12 protein-coding genes and 2 pseudogenes are annotated in these 12,026 nt (G+C 59.6%); 6 read left to right on the forward strand and 8 right to left on the reverse strand.

The genetic code is table 11. The features are described from left to right. Window positions 1-74: 74 nt before the first annotated feature. The 4 genes from FHT71_RS07110 (at window position 75) to FHT71_RS07125 (ending at window position 4,359) form a co-directional block, all read left to right on the forward strand. Window positions 75-548 carry a (2Fe-2S)-binding protein gene (locus FHT71_RS07110; RefSeq protein ID WP_132588906.1) on the forward strand — a complete coding sequence of 158 codons (474 nt, stop codon included), beginning with the start codon at window positions 75-77 and terminating at the stop codon, window positions 546-548. Continuing rightward, window positions 548-1,531 carry a xanthine dehydrogenase family protein subunit M gene (locus FHT71_RS07115; RefSeq protein ID WP_132588907.1) on the forward strand — a complete coding sequence of 328 codons (984 nt, stop codon included), beginning with the start codon at window positions 548-550 and terminating at the stop codon, window positions 1,529-1,531. Before FHT71_RS07110 ends, FHT71_RS07115 begins: the two co-directional genes overlap by 1 nt. Beyond that, window positions 1,528-3,819, forward strand: coding sequence for a xanthine dehydrogenase family protein molybdopterin-binding subunit (locus FHT71_RS07120; RefSeq protein WP_132588908.1), 2,292 nt, complete (start codon window positions 1,528-1,530; stop codon window positions 3,817-3,819). Before FHT71_RS07115 ends, FHT71_RS07120 begins: the two co-directional genes overlap by 4 nt. Before the next feature lie 303 nt (window positions 3,820-4,122). Beyond that, window positions 4,123-4,359, forward strand: coding sequence for a hypothetical protein (locus tag FHT71_RS07125; RefSeq protein WP_183719349.1), 237 nt, complete (start codon window positions 4,123-4,125; stop codon window positions 4,357-4,359). Here the strand turns inward: FHT71_RS07125 and FHT71_RS07130 are convergent. Further along, window positions 4,342-4,524 carry a hypothetical protein gene (locus FHT71_RS07130; RefSeq protein ID WP_132588909.1) on the reverse strand — a complete coding sequence of 61 codons (183 nt, stop codon included), beginning with the start codon at window positions 4,522-4,524 and terminating at the stop codon, window positions 4,342-4,344. The genes FHT71_RS07125 and FHT71_RS07130 overlap by 18 nt on opposite strands. Before the next feature lie 134 nt (window positions 4,525-4,658). On the opposite strand from FHT71_RS07130, the gene FHT71_RS07135 reads away from it, so the two are divergent. Next, complete coding sequence (locus tag FHT71_RS07135; RefSeq protein WP_132588910.1) at window positions 4,659-4,949, forward strand: DUF982 domain-containing protein; 291 nt, start codon at window positions 4,659-4,661, stop codon at window positions 4,947-4,949. 1,017 nt (window positions 4,950-5,966) lie between these two features. Here the strand turns inward: FHT71_RS07135 and FHT71_RS31440 are convergent. The 6 genes and pseudogenes from FHT71_RS31440 to FHT71_RS07165 all read right to left on the reverse strand — a co-directional run. Next, window positions 5,967-6,191 (reverse strand): annotated as a pseudogene (locus tag FHT71_RS31440) (Na+/H+ antiporter NhaA); the annotation flags it as partial. Between the two features lie 421 nt (window positions 6,192-6,612). Continuing rightward, window positions 6,613-6,900 (reverse strand): Asp-tRNA(Asn)/Glu-tRNA(Gln) amidotransferase subunit GatC, encoded by a 288-nt coding sequence (gene gatC, locus FHT71_RS07145; protein WP_132588911.1) that lies wholly within the window; start codon window positions 6,898-6,900, stop codon window positions 6,613-6,615. Between the two features lie 20 nt (window positions 6,901-6,920). Further along, window positions 6,921-7,238 (reverse strand): annotated as a pseudogene (locus tag FHT71_RS31205) (trypsin-like peptidase domain-containing protein); the annotation flags it as partial. Between the two features lie 171 nt (window positions 7,239-7,409). Then, window positions 7,410-8,165, reverse strand: a complete 756-nt coding sequence (locus FHT71_RS07155) for an ETC complex I subunit (protein ID WP_165933064.1) — start codon at window positions 8,163-8,165, stop codon at window positions 7,410-7,412. Between the two features lie 72 nt (window positions 8,166-8,237). Beyond that, complete coding sequence (locus FHT71_RS07160) at window positions 8,238-8,747, reverse strand: Hsp20/alpha crystallin family protein (RefSeq protein ID WP_132588914.1); 510 nt, start codon at window positions 8,745-8,747, stop codon at window positions 8,238-8,240. Window positions 8,748-8,840: 93 nt separating this feature from the next. Beyond that, complete coding sequence (locus FHT71_RS07165) at window positions 8,841-9,317, reverse strand: Hsp20 family protein (protein WP_132588915.1); 477 nt, start codon at window positions 9,315-9,317, stop codon at window positions 8,841-8,843. 217 nt (window positions 9,318-9,534) lie between these two features. Between FHT71_RS07165 and FHT71_RS07170 the strand changes: the two genes are divergently transcribed. Continuing rightward, a complete protein-coding gene (locus tag FHT71_RS07170) occupies window positions 9,535-9,759 on the forward strand; it encodes a hypothetical protein (protein ID WP_132588916.1) in 225 nt (74 codons plus the stop codon). Between the two features lie 41 nt (window positions 9,760-9,800). Here the strand turns inward: FHT71_RS07170 and FHT71_RS07175 are convergent, their stop codons facing one another. Beyond that, entirely contained in the window at window positions 9,801-12,011 is a 2,211-nt protein-coding gene (locus FHT71_RS07175) for an amylo-alpha-1,6-glucosidase (protein WP_183719351.1), read from the reverse strand. Between the last annotated feature and the right edge of the window lie 15 nt (window positions 12,012-12,026).

The following is a 12,026-nucleotide window of genomic DNA, read 5'->3' on the forward strand; positions in this document are numbered from 1 at the left end:
GCGCGCTGATCCTGAGCGGCCACCCCTTTTTTGGATTTCGACCTCCAATCTCGTGACGATAGCAGGAGCTTATCATGACACGAACGGTTCATCTCTCCTTGGACATCAATGCGCGGCTGCATGAGCTCGATGTCGATGCGCGCACGACGCTACTCGACGCGTTGCGTGAGCAACTCTGTCTTACCGGAACAAAGAAGGGCTGCGACCAGGGACAATGCGGTGCCTGCACCGTCCATGTCGACGGCAAGCGCGTGCTTGCCTGTCTGACGCTTGCCGCACAGGTTGAAGGGCGCAACATCACGACGATTGAAGGGCTTGCGGCCGAAAGCGGCGACCTGCATCCGGTCCAGGCGGCCTTCCTGGAGCATGACGCGTTCCAATGCGGCTATTGCACACCTGGCCAGATCATGTCGGCCGTTGCCTGCATCCGTGAGGGGCGGGTCGGCTCGGACGAAGAGATCCGAGAATACATGGCCGGCAATCTCTGTCGGTGCGGTGCCTATAATCACATCGTGGCGGCAGTGCGCGAAGCGGCGGAGATGGCGTGATGAGAGACTTCAGCTACTTCCGAGCTGGCTCGCTCGACGACGCCCGCCAGTTCGCTATGCAATCAGGCGCAATGTTGCTCGCCGGTGGTACGACGCTTCTCGATCTTGCCAAATGCGGTGTTGCCGAACCCGATTCCGTTGTCGACATCACTCACCTTTCCGGCCTGTCGCAGATTTCGGCCGATGCCGATGGCATTACGATCGGCGCGCTTGCGAAAATGGAAGATGTGGCCGGTAGCCCGGGGATCCGGGCAAATTATCCCGCCATTTCGCAGTCGCTTTTGCTGGCAGCATCTCCGCAGTTGCGCAACATGGCGACGATCGGCGGTAATCTTCTGCAGCGGACGCGCTGTCCCTACTTCCGCGATCCCGGAACGTTTTCCGCGTGTAACAAGCGTAATCCCGGCTCCGGTTGCTCTGCGATCGGTGGTGTGACCCGCAATCACGCGGTGCTTGGCACCAGCGGGGCCTGCATTGCCTCCTATCCGGGTGATCTTGCCGTTGCACTGGTTGCCCTGGAGGCAACGATCGATCTCAGTGACCGCAAAGTCACTGCGGAAGACTTCTTCGTGCTTCCCGGCGACACACCAGAACGTGAGACGATCCTTGAGCGTGGCGAGATGGTGATGGCCATCAACATTCCTGCGTCGCCGGTCGCCAGAACCTCGACCTACCTCAAGGTTCGCGATCGGCAGTCCTATGAGTTCGCTGCCGCAAGCGCAGCCGTCGGGCTGGAGTTGGAGGCGGACGACAAGACGATCTGCGACATCCGCGTTGCATTGGGTGGCGTTGCCACCAAGCCGTGGCGCGCACGGTCGGTCGAGAAGGCGCTGATCGGTAAGGTCCTCGATGCCGGCACAGTCGAGAAAGCAAGCCGACTGGCCATGGAAGGCGCCGTCGCTAACGGCGGCAATCGTTACAAGATCGAACTTGCGCCGCGTGTCGTTGCGCGCGCCATTCTGAATATGGGAGGTCTCGCATGACCATCATGGAACCCCGCAAACGCGGCGACGCCTCTGACGGTACGATCGGCAGTCGCCTCTCGCGCTTCGATGGAAGGCTGAAAATAACCGGCGGAGCGACCTATGCTTTGGAACAACCGGTCGAGGGTCTGGTCTACGCGGTCCTCGTGCAGAGCCGGATCGCCGCCGGTCGGGTTGTGAAGGTTGACGCCACAAAGGCGCAAGCGGCGCCCGGTACGCTGTTGGTGCTGACACCCGATGTCGAACTCGGCTTGAAGATGGCTTCCGACTGGTACGGAAACCGGCCCGACAACCAGCCTTACTCTCCTCTGTCCAACGATATCACCTTCAACGGCCAGGCCGTCGCTGCCGTGATCTGTGAAACGCTGGAGCAGGCTGCCGAAGCTGCCCGGCTGGTCGACGTCACCTATGAGGAGGTGTCGGCGATCGTTGACTTCGATGATCCCAAGGCGAGTGAGGAAAGGCCGCTCGATGCGCTTACGGTGACTTGGGGCGACGCAGAGACCGCGCTTGCCACTTCGCCGGTCCGCATCGAGGCTGAGTACCGAACGCCGCGCGAATATCATGTGGCGATCGAGCCGCATGGCCTCGTTGCGAGGTGGGAAGGCGACCAACTGACCATCTGGGAACCCAGCCAGTGGACGCACGGGATGGCGCGCACCTATGCCGAGTGGTACGGGCTCCCATATGAGAATGTTCGTATTGTCTCGCCGTTTATCGGTGGGGGCTTCGGTTCCAAGGCCACAGCCTACGCCTATGGCGCTATCGCAACGGCTGCAGCCCGCAAGCTTGGCCGGCCGGTGAAGCTCGCTGTAACGCGCCCGCAGACGTTCACGGCTTATGGCGGCCGCGCCGCGACAAGACAAACGATCGCGCTCGGCGCCAATGCCGATGGCGTGCTGCAATCGATCGTACATGAGGGTGCCAGCGAGACCGCCACCTATGCGGATTTTCCCGAGCAGACAAGCGCGGCGACCCCATTGATGTATGCCGTGGAAAATTTCAGCGCGAAACACAGCCTCGTGCGGGTGAACACGGTCATGCCTGGAGCCCTGCGCGCGCCCGGCAAGAACCCCAGTGCCTTTGGCCTGGAAAGCGCCATGGATGAGCTTGCCTATGCGGTCGGGATCGATCCGGTTGAGATTAGGCTTCGCAATTACGCGGAGCGTGATCCGCAATCAGGCAAGCCGTGGTCGACCCGCCGGTTGCGCGAGGCGCTTTCCAAGGGCGGCGAGGCGTTCGGTTGGTCACACCGCAGCTTTGCCCCGCGCTCGATGCGGGATGGCAGGCAACTGATCGGCTGGGGCGTTGCGTGCGGCACATTCCCCGTCCTGCGCGCATCCAGCGAGGCACTGATCCGGATCCTCGCCGATGGTTCCGTGGAAGTCGTCAGCGGCGCGATCGACATGGGGCAGGGTACCTATACGATACTCGCGCAGACCGCCGCCGAGGTGCTCGGCGTCCCGGCCGAGAGCATCAATGTCCGACTTGGCGATTCATCGCTTCCCGGCGCCACGGTCGCTGGCGGCTCGATGCTTGCCGGCGCCATCACCGGAGCCGTTCACAAGGCGGCATCGGCTGCTCGCGACGAACTGATCGAACTTGCTCTCAACGACGGCGCCTCTCCCTTCCGCGATACGGGCGCCAATACGCTGATGGTCGCGGATGGCCGGATCTTTGTGCCCCGCGATGGGGGACTGTCCGTCTCCATTTCGGAACTCATGACGGCCCTTGGTCGCGACAGCATCGACACACGGCGAAACACCCTTCCAGAAGGAGAGCAGGGGCCCGAGGGTCACAAGAAGGCCTGGACGACCATGGGAAGCATCCAAGGGCCGACCGCGGGTGAATTCTCCATGCACAGTTGGTGCGCGCATTTCGTCGAGGTCAAGGTGGACGAAGACTTCGGCACGATCCGCGTGTCGCGAATGGTCTCGGCATTCGATTGCGGCAGGATCTACAACCCCAAGCTTGCCGAAAGCCAGTGGCGCGGCGGCATCATCATGGGGATCGGTCAGGCGTTGCTCGAAGAAGGTTTGGTCGATTCGCGCAACGGACGAGTCATCAACAACAATCTCGGTGACTACCTCGTTGCGACGAATGCCGACATCCCGCCGATCCAGGTGATCTCGGTTGGTATCCCCGACCTCAATGCCTCGGTTCTGGGAGGCAAAGGCGTTGGCGAGGTCGGAATCGTCGGTGTCGCGCCGGCAATCGCCAATGCCGTCTTTCACGCAACCGGAAAACGCGTCCGCGACCTGCCGATAACACTCGAAAAGCTGCTGTGACTTGAACGTTTCATCGGTTGCGTTGATACTCGGGCGATGGAGCGTGCAGCATAAAGTCGTACGCAATAGCGAGTTCTCGCGCGCCATGATTGGAGCGCGCGGGAGCAAAATTTAATACGGAATAAAGGAACGGGTAAGTCAGCGCCTTTGCTTGCCGACCGTCGGGCGACCCGACCCCAAGGGATCACAAGAGCCGGTGCTTTCAGCCTCTCAGAGGCCCTCTACAAGCTGTAGTATCTGGGGAGAATCGACGGCGCTCGGCATCTGCGATCTGCAAGATGCCCCTCAGCTGGGATCGACAGGGTGGGCATCTTCAGCGAGCTTGAGTTCATGCCGGGCATCGTGCCGATGATGGAAATCGGCGCGCGCTATCACAACGAACAGAGCGCGTCACTCCAGCGTGCCAAGAGCCTCATCGCGTTGAACGGTAACCGCAGCCGCAGTGCGGGGCTGCCGAATATCCCACTTATTGCCCTTTCTCCGGACATGAATGCGTCGCGCGGCCTGTCCGAAAGTCCCGCTTCAAGTCAGCTGCGGTGACTGAAGGTCAAGCGTGAGTTGCTGGCCTCGGACTGTCGGTCGCGGGCGGCTGACATCGAGTTTACCGAAGACCCGCTTTCGCCTTTCGGCATCTCGCTCCCGCTCGGACCGGATGTTGGCAACCACAGCCAGGGCCTTCGCAATGACTTGTTCCGTATGGGTCATGAGAACCTCCGTCTGAATGTTCTCAGTTTGTTCTTATCTTGGCACGTCGTCAAACGTGATGTTGCGCAACGGCACTGGACGAAACGAATCGCTTTTCCATTTACTGGATTCTGTGATGTCAAGGGGTTTAGGAGATGGCCAGCGAGATTCCCGTTTTTATCAACCCGATGGAGGTTGGATTTGAAGGCAATACCGGCCGCTATCGGCATGCTGATACAGTCGAGGACCTCGCCGCCATTCTCCTAAGCAGCAAATGGGATTGGTCCAATGTCCCATCCTTCCATCACGCACTCATGTCGGTTCTGGAAGCCTTGGAATTCTATACGGACGCGGCAAGCGCTCGAGCGGCCTTCGTTGTAGCCGCCCACGAGGCAGGTCTTAAGGTCTTGCCGGATGACGCAGCAAAGGTGCGGAAGGCCGGCTGAAAAAGAGAGCCCTGCAGAGGGCAGGGCTAAAGAATGATGAGCAGTGCCCTAGAGCGGGCAACAAACGGACGATACGCCTCGCATTCGAGGCCTTCAAGGTAAGCAGTTCTCATCTTTGTTTCGTGACAAGCATCAATGATCAAATGTTCGCTGCTCAGCCAAGGGCATGGCTGCCGGCAGAGCGCGATGAGTAGGCGCCTTTCTCAGCCAAGAAAATGCAACGGCATGTCGGCTCCCGACCGCTGCAGTGGTTTCAAGATGACACTGCGTTTCGGGCTGTCTGATGAAGGCTCTGATCTCGTCGAGGCTCGTGGAAAAGAGAGGGGTTGGTCGAGCAACCTTGGGGACGTCCTGAAAAATAGAGCTTGTTTTGAGCCTTCGCCAAGGCCTCGCGGTCGTTCCACTACCAGCGCGCCTCCTCGGTGCCCGTTGTGCAAAGCGAAAGAGGGAAATTGCACTCAGCCGTGTTTGATGGATGGCTGCACTTTAGTGCCGTCTTAAATAAAATCGTTGCGTTATGCATGATATCGCGTCACGTTTGCTGGTGCCGCAAAGGATTTGACAACTAGTCGGCGCGCACGGGCGTCCTATTTTGAGGGAATGCGATGTCAATTGAAGGTCGGCGCGCAATTATCGCTAGGGCATTCAACCGTGCCAAAGAGGTTGGGCTGCCCTGGAGGGATCCGCGCAATTCGAAAGTTGGTTGGAGGAGTGGACAAAAGGCGCCATTGACATCCCGATCCTTCGACGCAGGTACGTCGAACTGCCGCGAGCGCGGGACATTGCATGGCGAAACAGACACGTCTTGGTGGAGTAGACGTATTTGAAAGGTCGTCTGAGGAGGGGACATTAATGAGTGATCGCGCGATTGGCTACTTGGTGGCGGCAGAAGTGTGTGCGCTGTTCTGGATTGCCATTGGAATGTTGGTGCTTGGGAGTATTTAGCCGTCTTCCAACGCGAGCGATGGCCGGAGCGGTTTGCAGGAACACTGGGCTGATACCCCAGCGCAGGAAGACTGCGCGCAGAACGGTGGATACAACTGATCCCATCAGAATTCCGATCTTGACGTGATCCTGCACGCTTGGATCGCTGAACGCCAGCAGGCCGATGAAAAGGGACATTGTGAGGCCGATACCACACAGCAGAGCAACTCCGGTCATCTGACCCCAACTGGCCTTTGCAGGAAGATCGGCCCGGCCAAGCTCTACCAGGACTGCCACCGTTCCCGGAACGCCGACCAGCGTCGAGGAACTGACGGAGAGTGGTCGAATGCGGCCCTTGGAACATGTCGAAGACATGGGGTCGCGCTCCTTGTGAGAGGTTGATCGAAGTCTCCGTCGATTTCGGGGGAACCCGCAGCACACGCTATCAACTTGACCCTAGGGTAACTGCTACTCGATTTCCAGAGAATTAGACCCCCTCAAGACCCAAAATGATTAGGGTGCGGTACTGCCTGACCGCGTGCGCTTGGGATCTTGCCAAACGGGACTTTCGTCATGACGCATCATTCGATCACAAACGAGATCGGCAAGTTTTTCGAAGCATCGGATGTGCGCAGGAAAATCTCTAGCCGCTGACACGCGGCACGCAAAGGCGCGCATCGTTTGGGGGCGATCGCCTGCCCCGACCGCCAAATGCTCCAAGGCCCGAGGCCGTCTCTGCTTACTCGAGAATCTTGGGGACCAGGAAGAAGTTGCGCTCACTGAGCGGTGCATTCGCCACGATCTCTTCGGCATTATTGCCTTCGGTCACGACGTCCTGGCGCATTTTCATGGTTGTCGGCACAACCGAGGTCATCGGAGGGATACCTTGGACATCAACCTCCAAAAGTTGCTCGACAAAGGTCAGAATTTCGTTCAGCTCGCCGCACATTTTTTCAGCCTCGTCTTCGCTGAGTGCGAGGCGGGCAAGGCGGGCAATACGTCTAACGGTCGCGATATCTATCGACATAGTCTGCGTCCGATTTGATGGCTGACCCCGATCAGCTTGCCGTCAAGCGTCATCAGCGCTCCGCCTGAATTGCCGGGATTGATCGAGGCATCGGTTTGGATGAAGTCTTCATAGCCTTCGATATTGAGCCCGCTGCGTCCGAGCGCACTGACAATGCCCGAGGTGACCGTCTGGCCGAGTCCGAATGGGTTGCCCATGGCGACGACATAATCACCGACCTTGAGAGCATCGGAACCTCCGATCTGGATCGCGGTGAGGTTCTTCGCGTCGATCTGCAGCAGCGCAATGTCGGTCTCCTTGTCGCTGCCGATCAGTTTTGCGAGCAGCTGCCGGCCATCGGCGGTCTCCTGGAGCGCAAGTTCGCTGTCATTTATGCCCGGCAGATCGAGCCTTAGCTTCGCACCACGGTTGAGGGCGCGGCAGCGCGCGGCTGCCGTAACAGCTAGCGCGAACTTGTTTGGCAGGATCCTCCGGCAATCGAAGCCGACATGTGGGTCCATGGGCGCACCTCACGCGGCTTTTCGACCGACCATACTATCGTCCCGCCTGTTCGCGGTTTCTCGGTCGAGCGCGAGCAGCGCCTCCTCGATCTCATGAAGGCGCGAGGACCGGTTGTTCTCCGGCGTGCCTTCGTTCATCGCGTGACTGGCTAGATATTCTGTCCAGGCCCAGTTCATCAGGATCGAACGCTTCGCTTCAAGGGACAGCGTTAGATCGCGGGCGACGCCTATCAGAAGTGACCACATCGACGGGCCGCAGGCATCGTCCTGGTTCGCCTTCCCATCCAGTGCCCGCCTATAGTTTTGCTGAAGCGCGGCAAGGCCAAGCCCCTCCAGTGTCGCATCAGCGAAGGCATCAGACGGTTGGTGCGACCGCTGGCCGATGCCTTGCTTTATCTGTGCAGCCGCTTTGCTTGGCTGGCGTTGCACCACGTAGGTAAGTCCCTGCCGCTCGGCATAGTGGATGGCGGATTCGAGCGTGAGGAATTTCAGCTTCACCTGGGTAAGCGTGTCGGCACTTCCCGTGTAGCCCATCAAAGGTTCGATGAATGGCGCGCTGCGGCGGTCGAAAACAAGCCGCCAGCCCTTCGTCCGCGCGGTCCCTGATGTTGTCACCGAGCGCGACGGTTTGAAGATCCGGGCAACGGCATTGTCGGGAAAACGTGAGTGCCCGAAACAAGGATGGCTCCACCGGTTGTCGTTCGAGACGCGCAAACCGGAAGCCGTTGCTATTCTCTCGTTATGTGTGTGTCTGACAGTCTCCATCATTTGTCCTCCCCATGTTGGCGAAGGATGCGCGGCCGCCGCCAGGTGGCCGGCGCCGCGCATTCGTCTCGATCAGCTCTTGATGGCGATGCGCTTGACCTGCGACTGCGCCTTCTCGGTCTTCGGCAAGGTGACAGTCAGCACGCCGTTCCTGAAGGTGGCGTCGACTTGGTCTTCCTTGACCTCGACACCGAGCGGAATGCGGCGCTCGAAGCGGCCGTAGTAGCGCTCGGAGAACTGCCGATCCTTATCCTCGCTCTCGGAGCGCTTTTCGCCCTTCAGCGTCAGCACGCCATCATTGAGCAGGACCTCGATGTCCTTCTCTTCAAGGCCGGGGACTTCGGCGGTCACCTTGATCTCCTTGTCGGCGTCGGAGATCTCGACACTCGGCCAGCCGCCCCTGAACGTGGCGCTGTTGCCGAAGGAAGGCAGGCCGGAGCCAAAGCCGCGGAAGACATCATCGAACAGACGGTTCACCTCGCGATGAAGCGACAGGAAGGGATCACGGTCGTCATCGCGCAAGAGACTTGGAACCTGGTTGCCATTGTTGCGGCCCCAGGGAATCAGATCACGAACACTCATGTTTCTTCTCCTTTCTGTTGGGTCGGTTGGCGAAGCTTTCCTCCCGGCTCCGGACCATGTCCGGTGCCTTGTTTGCGCTCTGCTGGGGAAGGCTTAAGCCGCCTGCTGCTTGGCCTCGATCTGCTTGGTCTCGGCCTTCGGCATTATCTGGCCCGTTCGGATCTCGATCTGGCGCGGCTTCATCTCTTCGGGGATTTCGCGCTTGAGATCGATGGTCAGCAAACCGTTGACGAGACCCGCACTCACGACCCTGACATGGTCGGCTAGTTCGAAGCGACGCTGGAACGAACCGCTGGCGATGCCGCGATGCAGATATTGGAGGTCATCGCCGCTTGCCTTCTGTCCCGAGACGATGAGCATGTTCTGCTCTTGGGTCATCGCCAGTTCGTCCTTTGAGAAGCCCGCCACTGCCATGACAATGCGGTAATCATTCTCGCCAGCTTTGACGATATCGTAAGGCGGCCAACTGTCGCTCGTCTCGGCGCGGCTTGCAGCCTCGAGCGCGTTCAACATCCGGTCGAAGCCGATGCTCGACCGGAATAGGGGGGAGAAATCGAGGTTTGTCCTCATAGCCATATCCTCCTTATAAGCAACATGGATACAAGGAGACGCCAAGAGCGACCGGCGTCTCCTGGACCTTATGTCGATCCCCATTGGGCAATCGACTAATATTGATATAATTCAGGGAGTTAATGTTTCAAGGGGAGTGGATTTTCTCGGTGGAAAAATTGAATTTTTCCGAGGCGCCACCATATTTGAGCCGAGGTATAGAAAGGGAGCAGTGGCTATGCCCATGACTTCAGACCACGTCATTGCCGTCCTTGGGCCTGCCGACGAAACGCTGGTGGCCGAGGTCATCGCGACAGGTGCTACGCAGGCTGAGCTTGCCGAGGCATTTGCGTGGGCCAGCAACGACGAAGCCTTGTTGGGTGAAGGCCGGCATCTGCCGACAGGCAAGGTTGCCGCGCTCGTTGATCTGCTGTCTGCCGACCAGGAAGAGCAGGACAAATAGCATGGTTGGGACTTGACCGCCGGAGCGGTCGATCCAACCGGTCATGCCGTCGTGAGTACGCGGATATCGCCCTTGCGATCGATCACGTCCACCACGACATTGCGACCGGAGCGTCGAATGGCAATATCGGCCGAACCATTGCCGATCAGCAGGTGCCGCAACGTGACCTCGTCGAGGAAGCTCGGAAGCCGCGGTTCGTTCAAACTGATCTGCAAGGCGTTCGGATCGAACTCGAGACCGAGGCACGATCGCAACAACGACAAAGGCGTTGCCGCCGCCCATGCCTGCGGCGAGCAGGCGACCGGATAGAAGGTCGGTCCCTGCGGGCGCCTGCGCGGCAGGCCGCAGAAGAGTTCGGGAAGCCGCCGCAAGTCGATATAGGTCGAAGCGGCAAATAGTCCCTCGAAGATCCGCGCGGCTTCAGCCCGATAGCCATAGCGAGCAAGACCGCTGGCGATCAGAGCATTGTCATGCGGCCAGATCGAGCCGTTGTGGTAGCTCATGGGATTGTAGCGCGCCTCTGTGGAGGCAATAGTGCGGATGCCCCAGCCACAGAACGATGAGGCACTCATCAAAGTAAGGGTGAGCTGTGCGGCCCGTTCGGGATAGGCGATGCCGGTGTACAGGGCATGGCCGGCATTGGAGGAGCGGACCCTGCAGGGTCGCTTGTCCCCGTCGAGCGCCAGCACGTATGTGCCAAGTTCCTCGTCGAAGAAGCTCGTATCGAAGGCGCGACGCAGGCCCTCCGCCCGCGCTAAGAAGCCGGCGGCCCGTTCCGGCCGGCCGAGGACGAGAAAGATCTCGGCCGCCGCATGCCAGGCGCCATAGACATAGGCCTGAACTTCGGCGATCGCGATCGGACCCTTGGCCAGCGTACCGTCCGCGTGGAAAATGGAGTCGTGGCTGTCCTTCCATGCCTGGTTAACCAACCCTTCTTCCGTCTGCCGCCCATATTCAATGAAGCCGTCGCCGTCGCGATCGCCATGGTCGTCAATCCATGTCAGTGCGGCTTCGATATGCGGCTGGAGACGGTCGATGGTTAAAAGATCACCAGTTCGTCTGAGATATTCGCCGGCCAGCATCACGAACAAAGGCGTCGAATCGATGCTGCCATAGTAGCGGCGAAAAGGAACCTCGCCGAGCTCGGCCATTTCGCCACAGCGCACCTCGTGCAGGATCTTGCCGGGTTCCGCATCCGCGACTGGATCGATCTCCGCTGCCTGGTTGGCTGCCAAGTGGCCAAGAACTCCGCGGGCGACCTCCGGGTCCAGCCAGAGCGTCTCCAGCGCCGTAATCAGAGCATCGCGCCCGAAGACCGTGCTGAACCAGGGAATGCCGGCATAGGGATAGGGGCCTTCCGGCTTGTCGGTCATCAGCATGTAGAGGTCGGAGATGCTGCGTCGGGCGACTTCGTTGAAGATTTCGTTCGACGTTGCGATCGAGGCGGCGCGCGACGAAGAAGCGCGCAGGGCTCTGCGTGAATCCCGCAGGGCATGGAAAAACGAACGGTGGCCGGGTTTTCGAGGTTCCCTCTGGTCACAGCCGATTTCTATGAACAAAGAGCGGCTCTCATGCGGGGCCAAATGGAGATCATAAATGACATGGTCGGTGCCAAGTTCGTCCGGCTGCGGATCGAAGGAAAGCCGCGTCGATCGACCTCGGTTGTCGAGGCCGATATAGCAGAGAGAGACACAATCCTGCCCGATGACAGGGGAAAGATGGCGCCCTCCTTTCGCCCTGACCGTTCCGCGAACTTCGAACAGATCGGCGAAATCTGCTCCGAAAGCAATCTCGATACGAATAAGCTGCGGCCGGTCGTCAAAATTCCTTATCGATAGTCGCTCGTAGCAGTGAGCATTCCAGAGGAAGCGAGACCTGCGCAGGTGGATGAGGTCGTGGCCGAGGACAAGCCGTTCCTTGTCGTCGAAGAGGTCGGGATTGGTGAGATCGCAGGTGAGCGTCGCGTTGTCGTCGCGCAGTGCCGACGACAACAGCATCGGCCGCTTGCCGTTGATCGTCAGGGAGAGATGCGAGAGATATCGGGTATCGCAATGAAACAGGCCTTCCGGGCTGCCTGACCCGGAAACTGCGTCGCCATTGTGATCAAAGACGGCGAAGGTATCGCCGTGCTTGAGAGTGCGCGGCCGGCGCTCTTGCAGCGATGTGGTAGCCGGAATGAAAAATTGCGCGACCGGTGCCGCCGGGCCGGCCGATGCGGGCGCTGGACTGTTGCCTGCGGAAGCGATCGACATTGCTCCTCCTGAAGT

Source organism: Rhizobium sp. BK060, assembly GCF_014193145.1.
Classification (GTDB): domain Bacteria; phylum Pseudomonadota; class Alphaproteobacteria; order Rhizobiales; family Rhizobiaceae; genus Rhizobium.